We start from the raw sequence: 21,014 nt of genomic DNA, 5'->3' as shown, positions 1-21,014 counted from the left end.
GCCGGGGCCCCTTCCCGCCGACCGGGAGCGGGCCCCGGTTCCTTCGCGCGCGGCACCGGCGGCGCGCCTCCGCGGGAAGATCGGGGTCGGTAGGAATGCAGCACGGCAAGAACCGTTTCATCGTGGGGTTCCTGGCGGCACCCCTCGCGCTCTACGCGCTCTTCGTCATCTGGCCGTTCATCCAGTCCATCTACTACTCGTTCACGGACTGGACCGGACTGAGTCCCGAATTCGGAATGGTCGGATTCGACAACTACAGCAGAATGCTGGACGACGAGATCTTCTGGAAATCGCTCCAGCACAGTCTGACCTTCGCCGTGGTGCTGCCGCTGGTGACCGTCGGGCTCGCGCTGTTCTTCGCCTTCATGCTCAATGTCGGCGGTCGGCGCCGTCGGGGAGCGGCCATCGCGGGAGTGCGCGGATCATCGTTCTACAAGATTGTGTACTTCTTCCCGCAGGTGCTGTCGATCGTGATCGTCGCGCTGCTCTTCCAGTTCGCGTACAACCCGAACAGCGGAGCCATCAACTCCGCGCTGAAGCTCGTCGGTCTGGACAGCATCCAGCCGGACTGGCTGGGTGACCCGGACCTGGCCCTCATGTGCGTGATGGTGGTTCTCGTCTGGTCCACGGTCGGTTTCTTCGTCGTCCTCTTCTCGGCCGGCATGGCCTCCATTCCGAGGGACTTCTACGAGGCCGCCCTGCTCGACGGCGCCAACCGCTTCACCACCTTCTTCAAGATCACCCTGCCGCTGCTCTGGGACACCGTGCAGTCCGGGTGGATCTACATGGGCATCCTCGCGCTCGGCGCGGAGTCCTTCGCCGTCGTCCAGATCATGACCGTCGGCCCCAACGGCGGCGGGCCCGACTACTCCACCATCGTCCTTCCGCTGTACGTGTACCAGAAGGCATTCCGGGACGGTCAGGCCGCCTACGCAACGACCATCGGTGTCGCGCTCCTCCTCGTCACGCTGGCCTTCGCGGCCCTCGTGATGAAGGTGGGCCGGCGCGAGCGGCTGGAGTTCTGATGAAGACGACCGACACTGCCTCCACCGGCCTCGACAAGACGCCCGGCTCCCCGGGCGGCGTGGACACCACGCCGATCAAGACGACGGCCCCCGCCACGCGCAAGGCGTCCAAGCGCGAGGGCGGGGTCCTCAACGTCTTCTCGCACGGGGTCCTGATCATCTGGGCGATTATGGTCGTCATGCCGCTGCTCTGGGCGGTCATGACCTCCTTCAAGACCGACAAGGCGATCTTCACCGCGCCGTGGTCGCTGCCCGACAAGCTGCACTTCGAGAACTGGTCGCGCGCCTGGACCGACGCGCACATGAGCGACTACTTCCTGAACACCGTCCTGGTGGTCGGCGGCTCGCTCGTCGGCACCCTGCTCTTCGGCTCGATGGCGGCCTACGTGCTCGCCCGCTTCGACTTCCCGGGCAACCGCTTCATCTACTTCCTCTTCATCGGAGGGATGAGCTTCCCGATCATCCTGGCGCTCGTGCCGCTGTTCTACGTGATGCAGAACATGGCCCTGCTCAACTCGCTGCACGGCCTGATCCTCGTCTACATCGCGTACTCGCTGCCGTTCACGGTCTTCTTCCTCGCGGCCTTCTTCCGCACCCTGCCGAGCTCGGTCGCGGAGGCGGCCTGCATCGACGGCGCCTCGCACACCCGGACCTTCTTCCAGGTCATGCTGCCCATGGCCAAGCCGGGCCTGATCAGCGTGGGCATCTTCAACTTCCTCGGGCAGTGGAACCAGTACCTGCTGCCCACCGTGCTCAACACGGAGCAGGAGCAGAAGGTGCTCTCGCAGGGCCTCGTGCAGCTGGCGGTCAGCCAGGGTTACAAGGGCGACTGGTCCGGTCTCTTCGCCGGTCTCGTGATGGCCATGCTGCCGGTCCTCGCCGCCTACATCATCTTCCAGCGCCAGGTCGTGGCCGGTCTCACGGCCGGTGCCGTGAAGTAGCCGCGACAGGGTCCCTAAGGCCCGCTCTCCCGCCCCGAAAGGCCCCCCGCGCCACCGCGCAGGGGGCCTTTCGTGTGTCCTGACACCCGACGCCCCCCGCTCAAGGTCTTGACGGGGAGCAAGGCGAAAGCGTCCCCTTAGGGTTCACATGTTGGAGAAATCGGTGGGAGTGAGTGAGTCGATGGAGACTCCGGGGTCGCAGACGTCTCTGCACAGGGCCAATCTCGAACGGGTCGTCCGGGCGGTGCGCATGGCCGGCTCGCTCACCCAGGCGGAGATCGCCCGGGCGACGGGCCTGTCCGCCGCCACGGTCTCCAACATCGTGCGGGAGCTGAAGGACGGCGGGACGGTCGAGGTCACGCCGACCTCCGCGGGCGGTCGCAGGGCCCGCAGCGTCTCGCTCTCCGGGGACGCCGGCATCGTCATCGGCGTCGACTTCGGCCACACCCACCTGCGGGTCGCCGTCGGCAACCTCGCCCACCAGGTCCTGGCGGAGGAGGCCGAGCCGCTCGACGTGGACGCCTCCGCCGCCGAGGGCTTCGACCGGGCGGAACAGCTGGTCAACCGGCTGATCGAGGCCACCGGGATCGGCCGGGACAAGGTGATCGGCGTCGGACTCGGCGTACCGGGCCCCATCGACGTCTCCTCCGGGACCCTCGGCTCGACCTCGATCCTGCCGGGCTGGAGCGGGATCAACCCCGCCGAGGAGCTCTCCGGCCGCCTTGGCGTCCCCGTGCACGTCGACAACGACGCCAACCTCGGCGCGCTCGGCGAGCTCGTCTGGGGGAGCGGGCGGGGCGTCAAGGACCTCGCGTACATCAAGGTGGCCAGCGGCGTCGGCGCCGGCCTCGTCATCGACGGGCGGGTCTACCGCGGCCCCGGCGGCACCGCGGGCGAGATCGGGCACATCACCCTCGACGAGTCGGGGCCGGTCTGCCGCTGCGGCAACCGCGGCTGCCTGGAGACCTTCACCGCCGCCCGCTACGTCCTGCCGCTCCTCCAGCCCAGCCACGGCCCGGACCTGACGATGGAGCGGGTCGTCCAGCTGGCCCGCGCGGGCGACCCCGGCTGCCGCCGGGTGATCGCCGACGTCGGCCGGCACATCGGCAGCGGCATCGCCAACCTCTGCAACCTCCTGAACCCCAGCCGGGTGGTCCTCGGCGGCGACCTCGCCGAGGCCGGCGAGCTGGTCCTGGCGCCCATCAGGGACTCCGTCTCGCGGTACGCGATCCCCAGCGCCGCCCGGCAGCTCTCGCTGGCCCAGGGGGCGCTCGGCGGGCGTGCCGAGGTGCTCGGCGCCCTCGCCCTCGTTCTGAGCGAGATGGGCGATTCGACCCTGTTGGAGAGCCCTCTGCCGGCGGCTGCTCCGGCCTCGCGTCCTGCCTTCACTTAGATAACGAACGGCACCGTTGTCATCTCGTTAAGAATTTACTTCTTGACGGCGGTGTTGCGGCCGAGTTGACTTCGTGCATCCTCGGCCGCAACGTCGCGGCCTCGTCAGGGAGGCAACCCCAATGAACGCAGTGACGCGTCGCGCCGTCATAGCCACGGCCGCGGTTTCGATGGCCCTCTCGCTCGCCGCCTGTGGTCAGGCCGGCGGCGGCGACAGTGAAGACAAGGGCAGCTCGACCAAGATCGGTCTGCTCCTGCCCGAGAACAAGACCTCGCGCTACGAGGCCCTGGACAAGCCCCAGTTCGAGAAGGCCGTGAAGGCCGCCTGCTCCGACTGCGAGATCGTCTACAACAACGCCGTCTCCGACGTCGTCAAGCAGAAGCAGCAGTTCGACCAGCTGATCGCCGACGGCGTCAAGGTCATCGCGCTCGACCCGGTGGACTCGGCCAAGGCCGCGGGCTGGGTCAAGGACGCCAAGGCCAAGGGCGTCAAGGTCGTGGCGTACGACCGTCCCGTCCAGGGCGCCGACGCCTACGTCAGCCACGACAACAACAAGGTCGGCGAGCTCCAGGGCCAGGCGCTCCTCGCCGCTCTCGGCTCCAAGGCCGCCACCGCCAACGTCGTGATGATCAACGGCGACGAGAAGGACCCGAACGCCGCTCTGTTCAAGAAGGGCGCCCACACCGCGCTCGACGGCAAGGTCGGCAAGATCGCCTACGAGGCGTCCGGCGAGTGGGACCCGAAGGTCGCCGGCGAGAAGATGTCCGCCGCGATCTCCTCGGTCGGCAAGGACAAGATCGGCGCCGTCTACTCCGCCAACGACGGCATGGCGGGCGGCATCATCACCTCCCTCGAGAACGCCGGCGTCAAGAACGTCCCGGTCGGCGGTCAGGACGCCGAGGTCGCGGGCATCCAGCGCATCGTCGCCGGCTCGCAGACCTTCACGATCTACAAGTCGCCGCTCCAGCTGGCCCCCGAGGCCGCCAAGTTCGCGGTGAACCTGCTCCAGGGCAAGGAGCTCGGCGCGCAGGGCGAGACCGAGGGCGTGCCGTCCTCGCTGTTCGCCCCGGTCGTGGTCGACAAGGCCAACATCCAGACCACGGTGATCGCCGACGGCATCTACAAGGCCGCCGACATCTGCACCGCGGACCTCGCCGCCAAGTGCACCGAGCTGGGCATCAAGTAATCTCCGGGCCCCGTTCCCGGCCCCGCCGGGCCGGGTGAGGGCCCGACCCCCCGGCGACGGACCCCGTGCCCCGCGTACGACCGCCCCGTCCCCGCCTCCCCGCCCGTGCGACCGGCCCCCCGGCCGGCCGCCACGTGCAAGAGGTGAAGGACCGTGCGGCGGAGACGCGCCACGCACGGGCCCGTCCCCACCCACGCCGTCCGGTTCCCGGCCGACCCAGACCCCGCTGTCGGTCCGGGAGCCGGACGTGCAAGCCCCCCAGATTTTCGGCGCCGCCCGGGCGGCGCGCCAAGCCCGCCGCCGCACCGGTGGCGAAGGAGTTGGTTCACGTGTCCCAGACGCCCGTGTTGGCGTTGCGCGGGATCTTCAAGCGCTTCGGAGCGGTTCAGGTCCTCTCCGGCGTCGATCTCGAAGTCCACGCAGGAGAGGTCGTCGCGCTCGTCGGCGACAACGGAGCGGGCAAGTCGACGCTCGTCAAGACGATCGCCGGCGTGCACCCCATCGACGAGGGCGTCATCGAGTGGGAGGGCGAGCCGGTCGAGATCAACCGACCGCACGACTCCCAGAACCTCGGTGTCGCGACCGTCTACCAGGACCTCGCCCTCTGCGACAACCTCGACGTCGTCGCCAACCTGTTCCTCGGACGGGAGATCAAGAAGGGCGGCGTCCTCGACGAGGTCGCCATGGAGAAGCGGGCGAAGGACCTCCTCTCGACCCTCTCCATCCGCATCCCCAGCGTCCGCATCCCCGTCGCCGCCCTCTCCGGCGGTCAGCGGCAGGTCGTCGCCATCGCGCGCGCCCTCGTCGGCAACCCCAAGATCGTGATCCTGGACGAGCCGACCGCCGCCCTCGGCGTCGAGCAGACCGCCCAGGTCCTCGACCTGGTCGAGCGCCTGCGCGAGCAGGGCCTCGGCGTCATCCTCATCAGCCACAACATGGCCGATGTGAAGGCCGTCGCCGACACCGTCGCGGTGCTGCGCCTGGGCCGGAACAACGGCACCTTCCCGGTGGCCACCACCACGCACGAAGAGATCATCGCCGCGATCACGGGAGCCACGGACAACGCCGTGACCCGCCGCCAGGCGCGCAACGCGGAGGTAGCGAAGTGAGCAAGACCCCGCAGACCCCGCAGCCCGTGAGCGACGAGGCGGCCGTGCCCGAGCCCCGTACGGGCGAGGAGGCCCCGGCTGCCGGCGCGATCCCCGCCGTCGACCCCCGCCTCCTCGTCCGCGAGCAGGGCCTCAAGGGCTACGTCGACGAGTTCAAGCGCAAGATTCGCTCCGGTGAGATCGGCTCGCTGCCGGTCGTCGTCGGCCTCATCGTCATCGGCATCGTCTTCCAGGCCCTCACCGGCAACTTCATCACCTCGTACAACCTCGACCAGATCACGCTGTACGCGGTCGGCCCCGGCATCATGGCCGTCGGCATCGTCTTCGTCCTGCTGCTCGGCGAGATCGACCTCGCCGTCGGCTCCGTGGCGGGCCTCGCCGGCGCGGTCTGGGGCGTCCTCGGCACGGACATGCCGGACGGTCTCGCGATCATCCTCGGCATCCTGTCCGGCACCCTGATCGGCGCCTTCCACGGCCTGGTCTTCGCCAAGATCGGCGTGCCCGCCTTCGTCGTCACCCTCGCCGGCTTCCTCGGCTGGGCCGGCCTGCAGACCTGGGTCATGGGCGACCGCTCCACCATCCCCACCCCGATCGGCAGCTTCGTCGGCGACCTCACGAAGTACTACTTCTCCGACGTCGCCGCCGCCTACGGCCTCGCCGTGTTCGTCGTCGCCGCCTTCTACCTCGCCCAGCTGCGCGACTCCCGCCGCCGCAAGGCCGCCGGGCTCCCGCACCGCCCGCAGAGCGAGATCATCCTGCGCACCGCCGTCCTGGCGGTCCTGGTCCTCGTCGCCGCGTACGGCTTCAACCAGGAGCAGGGCCTCCCGCTCTCGCTGGTGATCTTCCTGGTGATCCTGCTGGTCACCGACTTCGTCCTGCGCCGCACCACGTACGGCCGGCAGGTCTTCGCGGTCGGCGGCGGCATCGAGGCGGCCCGGCGCGCCGGCATCAACGTCTCCTGGATCCGGATCTCGGTCTTCATGATCTCCGGCACCATGGGCGCGATCGGCGGCCTCTTCCTCGCCTCCGCGACCGGCGGCGCCGACCGCTCCCTCGGCGGCGGCAACCAGCTGATGATGTGCATCGCGGCGGCGGTCATCGGCGGCACGTCCCTGTTCGGCGGACGCGGCAAGGTCTGGTCGGCGCTCCTGGGCATCCTGGTCATCCAGTCGATCGTCCAGGGCCTCAACCAGATGAACCTGTCCTCGAACGCGATCCAGTACATGATCACCGGAGCGGTCCTGCTCATCGCCGTGATCATCGACTCGGTCTCCCGCCGTACGCAGAAGACGGCGGGCCGCGCGTAACACCCGTCACACCAGCCCGGCACCGGAAACCGGTGCCGGGCTCCGGCACGTCCGGAGCAGTACGGATGCCCGTACAGAGCCGTACAGATCAGCGGTCCGTCCGCCATGAGGGTGACGCCTGACCCCCTGGCCCGATGCCCACGATCCAAGACGGAACATTAGACTCGACAAATCGGCAAGCTCGACCAGCTCAAACGCAAGGAGGCACGGGTGGCTCTGCTGACCCGTATCAGGGGACCGCGAGATCTGGACCGGCTTTCCCCGGAACAGCTGGACCAGCTGGCCGACGAGATCAGGACGTTCCTCGTGGACGCCGTCTCCAAGACCGGCGGGCACCTCGGCCCCAACCTCGGTGTGGTCGAGCTGACCATCGCCCTGCACCGGGTGTTCGACTCCCCGAAGGACAAGGTCCTCTGGGACACCGGACACCAGAGCTACGTCCACAAGCTGCTCACGGGCCGCCAGGACTTCTCCAAGCTCAAGATGAAGGGCGGCCTCTCCGGCTACCCCTCTCAGGCGGAGTCCGAGCACGACGTGATCGAGAACTCGCACGCCTCGACGGTCCTCGGCTGGGCCGACGGCCTCGCCAAGGCCAACGAGGTGCTGAAGAAGGACGACCACGTCGTCGCCGTCATCGGCGACGGAGCCCTCACGGGCGGCATGGCCTGGGAGGCGCTGAACAACATCGCCGCCGCCAAGGACCGACCGCTCGTCATCGTCGTGAACGACAACGAGCGCTCCTACGCCCCGACCATCGGCGGCCTCGCCAACCACCTGGCGACCCTGCGCACCACCGACGGGTACGAGCGCTTCCTCGCCCGCGGCAAGGACATCCTGGAGCGGACCCCGGTCGTCGGGAAGCCGCTCTACGAGACCCTGCACGGTGCCAAGAAGGGCCTCAAGGACTTCATCGCCCCGCAGGGCATGTTCGAGGACCTCGGCCTCAAGTACGTCGGCCCCATCGACGGCCACGACATCGAGGCCCTGGAGTCCGCGCTGACCCGCGCCAAGCGCTTCGGCGGCCCGGTCATCGTCCACTGCCTCACCGAGAAGGGCCGCGGCTACCAGCCGGCCCTCCAGGACGAGGCCGACCGCTTCCACGCCGTCGGCAAGATCCACCCCGACACCGGTCTGCCCATCGCCTCCTCGGGCGCCGACTGGACGGGCGTCTTCGCCCAGGAGATGGTCGAGCTCGGCAAGGAGCGCGCGGACATCGTCGCGATCACCGCGGCCATGCTCCAGCCCGTCGGCCTCGACAAGTTCGCCAAGGCCTTCCCGGAGCGCGTCTTCGACGTCGGCATCGCCGAGCAGCACGCCGCCGTCTCCGCGGCCGGCCTCGCCACCGGCGGACTCCACCCGGTCTTCGCCGTCTACGCGACCTTCCTCAACCGTGCCTTCGACCAGGTCCTGATGGACGTCGCCCTGCACAAGTGCGGCGTCACCTTCGTCCTGGACCGGGCCGGCGTCACCGGCACCGACGGCGCCTCCCACAACGGCATGTGGGACATGTCGATCCTTCAGGTCGTCCCCGGCCTGCGGCTCGCCGCCCCGCGCGACGCCGACCAGGTCCGCGCCCAGCTGCGCGAGGCCGTCGAGGTCACCGACGCCCCGACCGTCGTCCGCTTCTCCAAGGGCGCCGTCGGCCCCGCCGTACCGGCCCTGCGCCGCGTCGGCGGCATGGACGTGCTCCGTGAGCCCGGCAGTGACAGGCCGGACGTCCTCCTGGTCTCCGTGGGCGCCCTGGCGCCCATGTGCCTGGAGATCGCCGACCTGCTCGACAACCACGGCATCTCCACCACCGTGGTCGACCCCCGTTGGGTCAAGCCCGTCGACGAGGCCCTCGCCCCGCTCGCCGAGCAGCACCGGGTCGTCGTCACCGTCGAGGACAACAGTCGTGTCGGCGGCGTCGGCTCGGCCGTCGCCCAGGCGCTGCGCGACGCCGGAGTGGACGTGCCGCTGCGTGACTTCGGCATCCCGCCGCGCTTCCTCGACCACGCCTCGCGCGGCGAGGTCATGGCCGAGATCGGGCTGACCGCCCCGGACATCGCCCGCCAGGTCACCGGCCTGGTCTCGCGTCTGGACGGTCGATTCGAGAGCAGCGCCAAGGCCGTGGAGCCCGCGCGCGACTGACGGACCGTGTCACCCGGCGTCACCATTGGGCCGGTCGGATCACTCTTCGGAGTGCCGACCGGCCCTTTCGCGTGCATTCTGACCAAAAGGCGGGCAGCCCCATGGCATGGAGGTACGACGGTGAGTACGGACCAGCAGCCACGCGCCAATTCCGGAGTCTTCCGGACCAAGTCGGTCGAGCAGTCGATCCGCGACACGGAGGAGCCTGAGCACGCGCTCAAGAAATCCCTGTCCGCCTGGGATCTGACCGTCTTCGGCGTCGGTGTCATCATCGGCACCGGCATCTTCGTCCTCACCGGCAAGGTGGCCAAGGAGAACGCGGGCCCGGCGACGGCCCTCGCCTTCGTCGCGGCCGGTATCGTCTGCGCCCTCGCCGCCCTCTGCTACGCCGAGTTCGCCTCGACGGTGCCGGTGGCGGGATCGGCGTACACCTTCGCGTACGCCTCGATCGGCGAGCTGCCGGCCTGGATCATCGGCTGGGACCTCGTCCTGGAGTTCGCGCTCGGCACGGCGGTGGTGGCCGTCGGCTGGTCGGGGTACGTCCGCTCGCTCATGGACAACATCGACTGGCATCTACCGGCGTCGCTCCAAGGCCCCGATGTGCCCGGCGGCTCCTTCGACATCCTGGCCTTCCTCCTCGTCCTGGTGCTGACCGCCGTCCTCGTCCTGGGCATGAAGCTCTCCGCCCGGATCACCGCCGTCGTCGTGGCGATCAAGGTGACCGTCGTGATGATCGTGATCATCGCCGGTCTGTTCTTCATCGTCGGCGACAACTACGACCCGTTCATCCCGCCGGCCGTCACCCCGGAGGGCGGCGGCTCCAACTGGGACTCCCCGCTCGTCCAGCTCCTCTTCGGCTACGAGCCGACCAACTTCGGCGTGATGGGCATCTTCACCGCCGCCTCGGTCGTCTTCTTCGCCTTCATCGGCTTCGACGTGGTCGCCACCGCCGCCGAGGAGACCAAGGTGCCGCAGCGGGACATGCCCCGGGGCATCCTCGGCTCGCTCCTCATCTGCACCGTGCTGTACGTGGCCGTGGCCCTCGTCGTCACCGGCATGCAGCACTACACGGAGCTCTCCGTGAGCGCCCCGCTCGCCGACGCCTTCAAGGCCGCCGGACATCCCTTCTACGCCGGCGTGATCAGCTTCGGCGCCGCCGTCGGCCTCACCACGGTCTGTCTGATCCTGCTCCTCGGCCAGACCCGCGTGTTCTTCGCGATGAGCCGCGACGGCCTGCTGCCGCGCTTCTTCTCCGTCACTCACCCGCGGTTCAAGACCCCGTACCGCCCGACGATCCTGCTCGGTGTGATCATCGCCATCGTCGCCGGCTTCACCAGCATCAACGAGCTCGCGACCCTGGTGAACATCGGCACGCTCTTCGCCTTCGTCATGGTGGCCGTGGGCGTCATGGTGCTCCGCCGGACCCGCCCCGACCTGCACCGCGCCTTCCGCACCCCGTGGGTGCCGGTGCTGCCGATCCTCTCCATCGCCGCCTCGCTCTGGCTGATGCTCAACCTGCCGGGCGAGACCTGGTTCCGCTTCGCCGTGTGGATGGTGATCGGCATCGTCGTGTACTTCCTGTACGGGCGCGGGCACAGCCGGTTGGGCCGGGAGGGCCGGGAAGCGCGCTACTGAGCGGGCAGGGCACCGGGCGGGTGGAGGCGTTCGGACGGGCGACTACAGTCGGTTCGTACGCGAACTCCCCCGACGACCGGAGCGCTGGATCCCCCCATGGCGAATCGATCCCAGGCCCCCACAGCCTCTGCCCACGGTTCCACTTCCACCCCTCTCCTCCAGGGCAACTGGCTGACGAGAGGGGAGGAGGGACGGTTCAGCGTGTACCTGCCCCGCGCGGGTGAGGTGGTGCGCTGGACCGAGGAGCCCGGCGGCGGCTGGAGCGGGCCCGTCTCGCTCGGCGGCGACGGACTGACGCCCTTCCTCGCGGTCGGCCAAGGCGCCGACCGCTACGTCCACCTCGTCGGACTGCGGCCCACGGCCGGGGACGAGGGACACGTCGAGCTGGTGCACAGCATCCAGTTCCAGACGGGCCGTCCGGCCGTGGCCTGGCGCTCCCTCGGGCACTCGAACGGCAAGGGACCGTGGACGGGCAACCCCGCCGTCGCGGTCGACGCCCAGGGCCGCGCGTACGCCTTCGTACGCAACGGCGGCGGCGGGTTGAGCGTCCGGGCGCAGAAGGACGCGGGCGGCTGGCACCCCTGGTGGGACCTGCACGGCTCGGGCACCGACCCGTCCCCGGTCGCGGCGGTCAACGGCGAGGGGCGCGTCGAGCTCCTCACGGCGACCGCGAAGGGCCTCCTGCGGTACGTCCAGGAGGAGCCCGGGGCCAAGCCCGTCCGCCAGGACGTGGTGCCCGCCGAGGTCACCATGGGCACGCTCGCGGCCGTCACCGGCCCCTCCGGGCACGTGACCGTCTTCTTCTGCGACAAGGACGGCGGCGTCCACGCCTGGTCCCCGGGCCGCGGACTGGCGCCGACGCGCCTCGCCGACGCGGTCGGTACGGGACGACTGGCCGCGACCCGCTGTCTGGTCGACGGCTTCGACTGCACGGTCCTCGCCCAGCAGTCGGCCGACGGCCGGCTCGCCCTCGCCGCCTACCCGAGCGAGCAGGAGGAGGCGGGCGCCCGCTGGTCGGAGACCGGTGAGCGGCACGGGGAGCTGGCGACGGTCCTCACGCGTGGGCTCGACGGCCGCCTGGTCGCGATGGCCCTGGCCGGCGGCGGCACGCCGGTGACCACGCGCCAGAAGGCGGCGGCGGACGGCCTCCTGCTGGAGGGCTGGCGCCCCGTGGGCTGAGCCCGCCCCCGTACCCCCTCGCATACGGGAACGGCCCCGGCACCTTCTCCAGGTGCCGGGGCCGTTCGCGTACTCCCTGAGGGGATGAGCTCCGGTGTTACGCCGGGACGCTCGCCACGCCCTGCGCCAGGAAACGCTTGCCGTTGACGCGCTCGGAGACGCCCTCACGGTCCAGGTACGGCGTGATGCCGCCCAGGTGGAAGGGCCAGCCCGCGCCCGTGATCAGGCAGAGGTCGATGTCCTGCGCCTCGGCGACGACACCCTCCTCCAGCATCAGGCCGATCTCCTGCGCCACCGCGTCCAGGACGCGGTCGCGGACCTGCTCCTCCGTCAGGACGGAGTCGCCCTGGACGAGGAGGGCGGCGACCTCGGGGTCGAGCTCCGGCTTGAAGCCGTTCTCGGGCTTGTAGACGTAGAAGCCGCGCTTGCCGGCCTCGACGACGGCCTTCAGGTTGGGGGAGACCGTGAAGCGCTCCGGGAAGGCGCGGTTCAGGGTCTCGGAGACGTGCAGACCGATGGCCGGGCCGACGAGCTCCAGGAGGACCAGCGGCGACATCGGCAGGCCGAGCGGCTCGATGGCCTTCTCGGCCGTCTCGACCGACGTGCCCTCGTCGATGACGTTCTGGATCTCGCCCATGAAGCGGGTGAGGATGCGGTTCACGACGAACGCCGGGGCGTCCTTCGTCAGGACCGCGGTCTTCTTCAGCTTCTTCGCGACGCCGAACGCGGTGGCCAGGGAGGCCTCGTCCGTCTGCTCGCCGCGGACGATCTCCAGGAGCGGGAGGATCGCGACCGGGTTGAAGAAGTGGAAGCCGACCACGCGCTCCGGGTGCTGGAGCTTCGACGCCATCTCGGAGACCGAGAGCGAGGAGGTGTTGGTGGCGAGGATCGCGTGCGCCGGGGCGACCGCCTCGACCTCCGCGAACACCTTCTGCTTGACGGACATCTCCTCGAACACGGCCTCGATGATGAAGTCCGCGTCCGCGAAGCCCGCGGCCTTGTCGAGGACACCGGAGACCAGGCCCTTGAGGCGGTTGGCCTTGTCCTGGTTGATCCGGCCCTTGCCGAGCAGCTTCTCGATCTCGGCGTGGACGTAGCCCACGCCCTTGTCGACGCGCTCCTGGTCGATGTCGGTCAGGACGACCGGCACCTCAAGGCGGCGCAGGAAGAGCAGGGCCAGCTGGGAGGCCATCAGACCGGCGCCGACGACACCGACCTTGGTGACCGGGCGGGCCAGCGACTTGTCCGGGGCACCGGCGGGGCGCTTGCCGCGCTTCTGCACCAGGTTGAAGGCGTAGATGCCGGAGCGCAGCTCGCCGCCCATGATCAGGTCCGCGAGGGCCTGGTCCTCGGCGTCGAAGCCCTTCTGCAGGTCCCCGTCCTTGGCGGCCTCGATGATGTCGAGGGCGCGGTAGGCGGCCGGGGCGGCGCCGTGCACCTTGGAGTCGGCGACGAGACGGCCCTTGGCGACGGCCTGGTCCCAGCCCTCGCCGCGGTCGATCTCGGGGCGCTCGACGGTGACGGAGCCGTTGAGGACGGAGGCCGTCCAGATCAGCGACTGCTCCAGGAAGTCGGCGCCCTCGAACAGCGCGTCGGCGATGCCGAGCTCGAAGACCTGCTTGCCCTTGAGCTGACGGTTCTGGTTCAGCGAGTTCTCGATGATGACCGAGACGGCCTTCTCGGCACCGATCAGGTTCGGCAGGATCGCGCAGCCGCCCCAGCCGGGCACCAGGCCGAGGAAGACCTCGGGCAGCGAGAAGGCCGGCAGGGCCTTCGACACGGTGCGGTAGGTGCAGTGCAGACCGACCTCGACGCCGCCGCCCATGGCCGCGCCGTTGTAGTACGCGAAGGTCGGCACGGCGAGCGCGGACAGACGCTTGAAGACGTCGTGGCCGCCCTTGCCGATGGCGAGGGCCTCGTCGTGCTTCTTCAGCAGCTCGACGCCCTTGAGGTCGGCGCCGACGGCGAAGATGAACGGCTTGCCGGTGATGCCGACGCCGGTGATCTCACCGTTCGCGGCCTCCGCCTCGACCTGGTCGATCGCCGTGTTCAGGTTGGCGAGCGACTGCGGGCCGAAGGTGGTCGGCTTGGTGTGGTCGAAGCCGTTGTCCAGCGTGATCAGCGCGAACCGACCCGCACCGGCGGGCAGTTCGAAGTGCCGTACGTGGGCGCTCGTGACGACCTCGTCGGGGAAGAGCGCGGCGGCGCCCTTCAGAAGCTCGGCGGTGGTGCTCACTTGCCCTCCCAGTGGGGGTTTTCCCAGATGACCGTCGCGCCCATGCCGAAGCCGACGCACATCGTGTTGAGGCCGTAGCGGACCTGCGGGTTCTCCTCGAACTGGCGGGCCAGCTGCGTCATCAGACGGACGCCGGAGGAGGCGAGCGGGTGGCCGTACGCGATGGCGCCGCCGTACTGGTTGACGCGGGCGTCGTCGTCGGCGATGCCGTAGTGCTCCAGGAACGCGAGGACCTGGACCGCGAAGGCCTCGTTGATCTCGAAGAGGTCGATGTCCTCGATCGACAGACCGGCCTTGGCGAGGGCCTTCTCGGTCGCCGGGATCGGGCCGTAGCCCATGACCTCGGGCTCGACGCCGGCGAAGGCGTACGAGACGAGGCGCATCTTGACCGGGAGGTCGTGCTCGCGGGCGAAGTCCTCGGAGGCGATGATCGAGGCGGTGGCGCCGTCGTTGAGACCGGCCGCGTTGCCCGCGGTGACGTTGCCGTGGACGCGGAACGGCGTCTTCAGGTTGGCCAGCGACTCCAGGGTGGTGCCCGGGCGCATCGGCTCGTCGGCGGTGACCAGGCCCCAGCCGGTCTCACCGGTGGAGGCGTCGGTGCGGCGGACCGAGATCGGCACCAGGTCCTGCTGGATCTTGCCGTCGGCGTACGCCTTGGCGGCCTTCTCCTGCGAGCGCACGGCGTACTCGTCGGCGCGCTGCTTGGTGATGCTCGGGTACCGGTCGTGCAGGTTCTCGGCGGTCATGCCCATGAAGAGGGCGGACTCGTCGACGAGCTTCTCGCTCACGAACCGCGGGTTCGGGTCGACGCCCTCGCCCATGGGGTGGCGGCCCATGTGCTCGACGCCACCGGCGATGACGGCGTCGTACGCGCCGAAGGCGATCGAACCGGCGACCGAGGTGACGGCGGTCAGCGCGCCGGCGCACATGCGGTCGATCGAGTAGCCCGGCACCGACTGCGGCAGCCCGGCGAGGATGCCCGCCGTACGGCCGAGGGTCAGACCCTGGTCACCGATCTGCGTGGTCGCGGCGATGGCGACCTCGTCGATCTTCGCGGGGTCGAGGCCGGGGTTGCGGCGCAGCAGCTCCCGGATGGCCTTGACGACGAGGTCGTCGGCGCGGGTCTCGTGGTAGATGCCCTTCGGGCCCGCCTTGCCGAACGGGGTGCGGACGCCGTCGACGAAGACGACGTCCCTGACGCTACGAGGCACGATGGCTCTCCTCCAGGGTGCGGGATGGCACTGCTGCGGCGACACGCCTAAGCGTGCGCTTGCTTCCCCCATGCTACTTGTGAGTAACCATGCTGCCCAGTCCTTGGAGGGTAAGCGGTGAAGGTCACACGACGAGGATCTCGCCGGGCCGGCCGCGCGCCCCCCGCGTACGCCCGTCCGTTCGAACGGTCCTGCAACCCGATGGGCCCAGGGCGGCGGCCGTGTCGCGGCGCCCGGTCCCCGGCAGGCCCGAGGCTGGCACGGCCGGGGCGCGAGGCCCCCGGACCGAGCGCACGGAAGGGATCCCATGCCGATCATCATGAAGGACCATCAGGTCCCCCACACGTCCACCATCCCCGCGAACAAGAACGACCCCGTCAAGCTCTTCGTGCGCGAGCGGGACGGCACGCCCCTGGGGCTCCTCCCGGAGCGCAAGGCCGTTCTGATGCTGCACGGCCGGAGCGTTCCGGTGCTTGCCGGCTTCGACCTCCAGCACACCTCCTACGGCTGGGCGGAGCACCTGGCCAAGGCCGGCTACGACGTCTTCATGATGGACCTCCAGGGCTCCGGACGGTCACCGCGTCCCAAGATGGACGACCCGCGCAATGCCAGCCCCGCCAACCAGAACCTCCTGAAGCCGAGGCCTGCGGGCTTCACTCCGGGCCCCGTGGACTACCAGTTCCAGCTGAACAACTCGAACAGCGACCGGGACGAGCTGCACACCGTCGTGGAGTACATCCGCAAGGAGCGCCACGTGGACAAGATCGCGTTCATCGGCTGGTCCGCGGCGGCGTTCACCATGGGGCCGTACGCGGTGAACAACCCCGGCAAGGTGGAGAGCCTGTTCCTGCTGGCGCCGATCTTCCCGCCCAAGGGCACGTCGACCCCGCCGAGCACGCTGCCGAGGCCGGGCTTCCCGATGTTCCTGGCCACGAGGTGGGGTCTCGAGTCGGGCTGGAACACGGAGCTGGCCTGCGAGGACCAGCGTGAACCCGGCATGGTCGAGAAGGCGTGGGCCGCGATGATGGAGAACGACGCGAAGGGAAGTACGTGGGGGCCGCCGGAGGGCCTCAACCGGATCCGGAACTTCTTCCGGTGGGGCTGGAACGAGGCGACCGCGTCCCAGGGCGCTGTCCTCGGCGGAAGCGTTCCCGTGCTGATGGTGTACGGGGACCACGACACCCAGGTGAACACGTCACCGCCCAACCCCGACCCCGAGCTCAACTTCTCGGTCCCCGCGCTCTACGACGCCGTCGCGGGCGCGCACAAGCTGATGGTCAAGCTGGCCTGTGCGGGGCATTCGGTGGTCTGGGAGATGCAGCACAAGAACGTGCACAACCTCTCGAAGCACTGGCTCAAGCACCTCAAGGTCGACGGCAAGACCCAGGGCGTCTTCGACATGGACACCGACGGGAACCTCAGCCCGATCCCGTAGGACGGCGGAGCCCCCGGCCGCTCGCACGGTCGGGGGCTCTCTCGAAACGGGTCAGGCCGTCACCGTCAGCGCCTCCACCAACAGCGGGGTCACCAGTTCGACCTGCCACCGGCGGGCGCCGTGGCCCGCGAGGGCCGCGGCCACACCCGCGGCGTCGGCGGGGGACGGCGGCTCCCAGCAGACCCGGCGGACCGTGTCCGGCGTGATCAGGTTCTCCTGGGGGAGGTTCAGCTCCTCCGCGAGGGCCGTGACCGCCGTGCGGGCCGCCGAGAGGCGGGCCGCCGCGACCGGGTCCTTGTCCGCCCAGGCGCGCGGCGGGGGCGGACCCGCCACCTGCTGGCCCGGCTGGGGCAGCTCGCTCTCGGGCAGGGCCCTGGCCCGGTCCACCGCGGCCTGCCACTGCTCCAGCTGACGGCGGCCCATCCGGTTGCCGAAGCCGGGCAGCGCCGTCAGCGCGGCCACGTTCACCGGCACCGCGAGCGCCGCCTCGACGATCGCCGCGTCGCTCAGCACCTTGCCGGGGGAGACGTCCCGCCGCTGGGCGACCTTGTCACGGGCCGTCCACAGCTCCCGTACGACCGCCATCTGACGACGGCGGCGCACCTTGTGCATGCCGGACGTACGACGCCACGGGTCCTTGCGCGGCGGGGCGGGCGGGGCGGAGGCGATCGCGTCGAACTCCTGGTGCGCCCAGTCCAGCTTCCCCTGCCGGTCCAGCTCCTTCTCCAGCGCGTCGCGCAGGTCGACGAGGAGCTCGACGTCCAGGGCCGCGTACCGCAGCCAGGGCTCCGGCAGCGGGCGGGTGGACCAGTCGACGGCCGAGTGGCCCTTCTCCAGGGCGTAGCCGAGGACGGACTCGACCATCGCGCCGAGGCCGACCCGCGGGAAGCCCGCGAGCCGTCCCGCGAGCTCGGTGTCGAAGAGCGAGGTGGGGAGCATGCCTATGTCGCGCAGGCACGGAAGGTCCTGCGTCGCGGCGTGCAGGATCCACTCGGTCCCGGCGAGCGCCTCGCCGAGCCCCGACAGGTCGGGGCAGCCCACGGGGTCGATGAGCGCGGTACCCGCGCCCTCGCGGCGGAGCTGGACGAGGTAGGCGCGCTGCCCGTAGCGGTAGCCGGAGGCGCGCTCGGCGTCGACGGCCACGGGGCCCGTCCCGGCGGCGAAGGCGGCGATCACCTCGGCGAGGGCCTCGTCGGTCTCGACGACGGGCGGAACCCCCTCGCGGGGCTCCAGCAACGGGATCGGAAGCCCATTCGCAGGGACATCGTCGTCCGGGGGGCCGCCCCCGGTGGTGCGCAGTGCTGTGTCTGCTGCGGTCTCTTGGGCGTCGGTCACCTGTCAAGGGTATCGGTGAACGGCAAGCGCCTGTCGACGGAACGTTCCGTCGACAGGCGCGGGCTGCTCGTGGGCCTTTCGTCAGTGGATGATGCCCGTCCGCAGGGCCACCGCGACCATGCCGGCGCGGTCGCCGGTGCCCAGCTTGCGGGCGATGCGGGCGAGGTGGCTCTTGACGGTGAGGGCGGAGAGGCCCATGGAGACGCCGATCGCCTTGTTGGACTGGCCCTCCGCGACGAGCCGGAGCACCTCGACCTCACGGCCGGAGAGCTCGCGGTAGCCGCCCGGGTGGCTCGGGGCACCCGGGGGGCGGCGGTGGCCCAGTCGTGCGGCGGCGGAGCCGATGGGTGCGGCTCCGGGCCGGGTCGGGTGACCGATGTTGGTCCGGGTACCGGTGACGACATAGCCCTTCACGCCGCCCGCCAGGGCGTTGCGTACGGCGCCGATGTCATCGGCGGCCGAGAGGGCGAGGCCGTTGGGCCAGCCCGCGGCGCGGGTCTCGGACAGCAGGGTCAGGCCGCTGCCGTCGGGCAGGTGGACGTCGGCAACGCAGATGTCGCGCGGGTTGCCGACGCGGGGACGTGCCTCCGCGATGGAAGAAGCCTCGATCACGTCGCGTACTCCGAGGGCCCACAGGTGGCGGGTCACGGTGGAGCGGACGCGCGGGTCGGCCACGACGACCATGGCCGTCGGCTTGTTCGGGCGGTAGGCGACCAGGCTTGCGGGCTGCTCGAGGAGAACGGACACCAGGCCTCCTGGGGGGAAGGATGCGGGACGGAGCCGGCTCGGGGATGAAGCCGGGGGCGAACCCGTGCTGCTGAAGGGGTCACTGACTCCTTCGGCAGCTGTGCCGCCCTCCTTTAGGGAAAGATCACGATTTGGTGAGTAACAATTAGGGCAATTCGGACGCGTGATCGATCATCCTACGAGCGGACCCCCAAGTGGACGCCCTCCTGCCGTGCCGGAGAGGGGCCACTCGGGGGTCTTTTCTACGCCTGCTGCGGGCCCCGGCGCTGGGGCAGCGAGACGACCCCCGCGCCCGTCACCGTGCCCGTCGGACCCGCCCCCGGTTCGACCGGTGCGGGCGGCAGGCCCGCGATCTGGCAGAGCAGATCGCACCAGGCCGCCAGGTGCGCCCCCGTGTCCGGCACCCCGCCGAGCCCCTCGCGCGGCGTCCACGAGGCCCGGATCTCGATCTGGGTCGCCGGCCTCCGGTCCGCGAGCCCGCCGAAATAGTGCGAGCCCGCCATCGTGACGGTCCCGCTCGCCTCCCCGTACGCCAGCCCGCGCGCCTCCATCGCCCCGGTCAGCCAGGACCAGCACACCTCGGGAAGCAGCGGGTCGGCCGCCATCTCCGGCTCCAGCTCCGCCCGGACGAGCGTCACCAGCCGGAACGTCCCCTTCCATGCCTCGTGGCCGTCCGGGTCGTGCAGCAGCACGAGCCGTCCGTCCGCCAGGTCGTCCTCGCCGTCGACGACGGCCGCCTCCACCGCGTACGCGTACGGGGCCAGGCGCTGCGGGGGCCTGGTCGGGTCGATCTCGATCTCGGGTCGCAGCCGCGCCGACCGCAGCGCCTCCACCGCCCGCCGGAAGGCGGGTGGTACCGGATTCTTCTCCGCACTGTCCGCTGTTTCGTCCGTCCCTCTTTTGCCGTCGGAATGATCGGAAAAATGTCCCTGAGCCGCAGCCATGCGGGGAAGAGTAGGCGGAACGGGGCCTCTGTGCGGGGAGGGACACCCGCCCCGCACGAGCGGCTTCCCGCCACATGCGAAGATTTGGGCGTGAGTGCCATGGACAGCCCGCAGGGCCAGCAGACGAAGCAGCAGTCGCGGACGCACGACTCCGCGTTCCTCAGGGCATGCCGGCGCGAGCCCGTGCCGCACACCCCCGTCTGGTTCATGCGGCAGGCCGGGCGCTCCCTCCCCGAGTACCTGAAGGTCCGCGAGGGCATCCCCATGCTCGAGTCGTGCATGCGGCCCGAGCTGGTCACCGAGATCACGCTCCAGCCGGTCCGGCGCCACAAGGTCGACGCGGCCATCTACTTCAGCGACATCGTCGTCCCGCTCAAGGCCATCGGCCTCGACCTCGACATCAAGCCCGGCGTCGGCCCGGTCGTCGCCGACCCCATCCGCACCCGCGCCGACCTGGCCCGGCTGCGCGACCTGACCCCCGAGGACGTCCACTACGTCACCGAGGCCATCGGGATGCTCACCGCCGAGCTCGGCGAGACGCCGCTCATCGGCTTCGCCGGCGCGCCTTTCACCCTCGCGAGCTACCTCGTCGAGGGCGGCCCGTCCCGCAGCCACGAGCGCACCAAGGCGATGATGTACGGCGACCCGCAGCTCTGGGCCGACCTGCTCGACCGCCTCGCCGAGATCACCTCGGCCTTCCTCAAGGTCCAGATCGAGGCCGGCGCCTCCGCCGTGCAGCTCTTCGACTCCTGGGTGGGCGCCCTGGCCCCGGCCGACTACCGCCGCTCGGTGATGCCGGCCTCCGTGAAGGTCTTCGACGCCGTCGCCGGCTACGGCGTCCCGCGCATCCACTTCGGCGTGGGCACGGGCGAGCTGCTCGGCCTCATGGGCGAGGCCGGCGCGGACGTCGTCGGCGTCGACTGGCGCGTCCCGCTCGACGAGGCCGCCCGCCGCGTCGGCCCCGGCAAGGCGCTGCAGGGCAACCTCGACCCCGCCGTGCTGTTCGCCTCGCCCGAGGTCGTCGAGGAGAAGGCCGACGAGGTCCTCGCCGCCGCGAAGGACCTGGAAGGCCACGTCTTCAACCTGGGCCACGGCGTCATGCCGTCGATGGACCCGGACGCCCTGACGCGCCTCGTCGACTACGTGCACACGCGCACGGCCGTCTGACGATCGCTCACGCCCCGCCGACGCCTCCGCCTCA

The 21,014-nt window shown here is 70.3% G+C and carries 16 protein-coding genes; 11 read left to right on the top strand and 5 right to left on the bottom strand.

Annotated elements, in window-relative coordinates:
* The first annotated feature begins 95 nt into the window (after positions 1-95).
* From ASC82_RS16610 to ASC82_RS16570, 9 genes are all read left to right on the top strand, one after another.
* Positions 96-1,025 (top strand): sugar ABC transporter permease, encoded by a 930-nt coding sequence (locus ASC82_RS16610; protein WP_056648072.1) that lies wholly within the window; start codon positions 96-98, stop codon positions 1,023-1,025.
* The gene (locus ASC82_RS16605) at positions 1,025-1,966 is read left to right on the top strand and encodes a carbohydrate ABC transporter permease (protein ID WP_056648070.1); all 942 of its coding nucleotides are present in this window, start codon (positions 1,025-1,027) and stop codon (positions 1,964-1,966) included. The genes ASC82_RS16610 and ASC82_RS16605 overlap by 1 nt, the downstream gene beginning before the upstream one ends.
* Before the next feature lie 181 nt (positions 1,967-2,147).
* Positions 2,148-3,359, top strand: a complete 1,212-nt coding sequence (locus tag ASC82_RS16600) for an ROK family transcriptional regulator (protein WP_024755110.1) — start codon at positions 2,148-2,150, stop codon at positions 3,357-3,359.
* Positions 3,360-3,480: 121 nt separating this feature from the next.
* Positions 3,481-4,545, top strand: a complete 1,065-nt coding sequence (locus tag ASC82_RS16595) for a substrate-binding domain-containing protein (RefSeq protein ID WP_056648066.1) — start codon at positions 3,481-3,483, stop codon at positions 4,543-4,545.
* A 320-nt stretch (positions 4,546-4,865) separates the two neighbouring features.
* Entirely contained in the window at positions 4,866-5,654 is a 789-nt protein-coding gene (locus ASC82_RS16590) for an ATP-binding cassette domain-containing protein (protein ID WP_078626871.1), read from the top strand.
* A gap of 44 nt (positions 5,655-5,698) precedes the next feature.
* Positions 5,699-6,961, top strand: coding sequence for a sugar ABC transporter permease (locus ASC82_RS16585; protein WP_185909232.1), 1,263 nt, complete (start codon positions 5,699-5,701; stop codon positions 6,959-6,961).
* Positions 6,962-7,171: 210 nt separating this feature from the next.
* Positions 7,172-9,091, top strand: a complete 1,920-nt coding sequence (gene dxs / locus ASC82_RS16580; protein WP_056648061.1) for a 1-deoxy-D-xylulose-5-phosphate synthase — start codon at positions 7,172-7,174, stop codon at positions 9,089-9,091.
* 120 nt (positions 9,092-9,211) lie between these two features.
* Positions 9,212-10,726 carry an amino acid permease gene (locus ASC82_RS16575; RefSeq protein ID WP_056648057.1) on the top strand — a complete coding sequence of 505 codons (1,515 nt, stop codon included), beginning with the start codon at positions 9,212-9,214 and terminating at the stop codon, positions 10,724-10,726.
* Between the two features lie 201 nt (positions 10,727-10,927).
* Positions 10,928-11,905, top strand: coding sequence for a hypothetical protein (locus ASC82_RS16570; protein ID WP_242427671.1), 978 nt, complete (start codon positions 10,928-10,930; stop codon positions 11,903-11,905).
* Between the two features lie 97 nt (positions 11,906-12,002).
* On the opposite strand, the gene ASC82_RS16565 is transcribed toward ASC82_RS16570, so the two are convergent.
* Both ASC82_RS16565 and ASC82_RS16560 read right to left on the bottom strand, forming a co-directional pair.
* On the bottom strand, positions 12,003-14,141 hold the full coding sequence (locus ASC82_RS16565) for a 3-hydroxyacyl-CoA dehydrogenase NAD-binding domain-containing protein (protein WP_056648051.1): 2,139 nt from the start codon (positions 14,139-14,141) through the stop codon (positions 12,003-12,005).
* On the bottom strand, positions 14,138-15,352 hold the full coding sequence (locus ASC82_RS16560) for an acetyl-CoA C-acyltransferase (protein ID WP_030146836.1): 1,215 nt from the start codon (positions 15,350-15,352) through the stop codon (positions 14,138-14,140). The genes ASC82_RS16565 and ASC82_RS16560 overlap by 4 nt, the downstream gene beginning before the upstream one ends.
* Before the next feature lie 307 nt (positions 15,353-15,659).
* Here ASC82_RS16560 and ASC82_RS16555 point away from each other — a divergent pair, with 307 nt between their 5' ends.
* A complete protein-coding gene (locus tag ASC82_RS16555) occupies positions 15,660-16,787 on the top strand; it encodes an alpha/beta fold hydrolase (protein ID WP_199862544.1) in 1,128 nt (375 codons plus the stop codon).
* Between the two features lie 51 nt (positions 16,788-16,838).
* On the opposite strand, the gene ASC82_RS16550 is transcribed toward ASC82_RS16555, so the two are convergent.
* The 3 genes from ASC82_RS16550 to ASC82_RS16540 all read right to left on the bottom strand — a co-directional run bounded on the left by ASC82_RS16550 (position 16,839) and on the right by ASC82_RS16540 (position 19,813).
* Positions 16,839-18,122 carry a ribonuclease D gene (locus ASC82_RS16550; protein ID WP_056648049.1) on the bottom strand — a complete coding sequence of 428 codons (1,284 nt, stop codon included), beginning with the start codon at positions 18,120-18,122 and terminating at the stop codon, positions 16,839-16,841.
* A gap of 81 nt (positions 18,123-18,203) precedes the next feature.
* Positions 18,204-18,869, bottom strand: a complete 666-nt coding sequence (locus ASC82_RS16545) for a response regulator transcription factor (protein WP_017242457.1) — start codon at positions 18,867-18,869, stop codon at positions 18,204-18,206.
* Between the two features lie 242 nt (positions 18,870-19,111).
* Positions 19,112-19,813 (bottom strand): DUF3000 domain-containing protein, encoded by a 702-nt coding sequence (locus tag ASC82_RS16540; protein WP_056648046.1) that lies wholly within the window; start codon positions 19,811-19,813, stop codon positions 19,112-19,114.
* Between the two features lie 99 nt (positions 19,814-19,912).
* On the opposite strand from ASC82_RS16540, the gene hemE reads away from it, so the two are divergent.
* Positions 19,913-20,980: a uroporphyrinogen decarboxylase gene (gene hemE, locus ASC82_RS16535; RefSeq protein WP_242427695.1), complete on the top strand. Its 1,068-nt coding sequence runs from the start codon at positions 19,913-19,915 to the stop codon at positions 20,978-20,980.
* Positions 20,981-21,014 lie beyond the last annotated feature (34 nt).

The organism is Streptomyces sp. Root431 (genome assembly GCF_001426585.1).
GTDB lineage: Bacteria > Actinomycetota > Actinomycetes > Streptomycetales > Streptomycetaceae > Streptomyces > Streptomyces stackebrandtii.
This window is presented reverse-complemented; position numbering and strand designations above follow the sequence as displayed.

Coding starts and splice junctions, on each gene's coding strand:
- ASC82_RS16605 (WP_056648070.1), top strand. CDS start 1,025: ATGAAGACGACCGACACTGCCTCCACCGGCCTCGACAAGACGCCCGGC.
- ASC82_RS16595 (WP_056648066.1), top strand. CDS start 3,481: ATGAACGCAGTGACGCGTCGCGCCGTCATAGCCACGGCCGCGGTTTCG.
- ASC82_RS16540 (WP_056648046.1), bottom strand. CDS start 19,813: ATGGCTGCGGCTCAGGGACATTTTTCCGATCATTCCGACGGCAAAAGA.
- ASC82_RS16610 (WP_056648072.1), top strand. CDS start 96: ATGCAGCACGGCAAGAACCGTTTCATCGTGGGGTTCCTGGCGGCACCC.
- hemE (WP_242427695.1), top strand. CDS start 19,913: ATGGACAGCCCGCAGGGCCAGCAGACGAAGCAGCAGTCGCGGACGCAC.
- ASC82_RS16555 (WP_199862544.1), top strand. CDS start 15,660: ATGCCGATCATCATGAAGGACCATCAGGTCCCCCACACGTCCACCATC.
- ASC82_RS16600 (WP_024755110.1), top strand. CDS start 2,148: ATGGAGACTCCGGGGTCGCAGACGTCTCTGCACAGGGCCAATCTCGAA.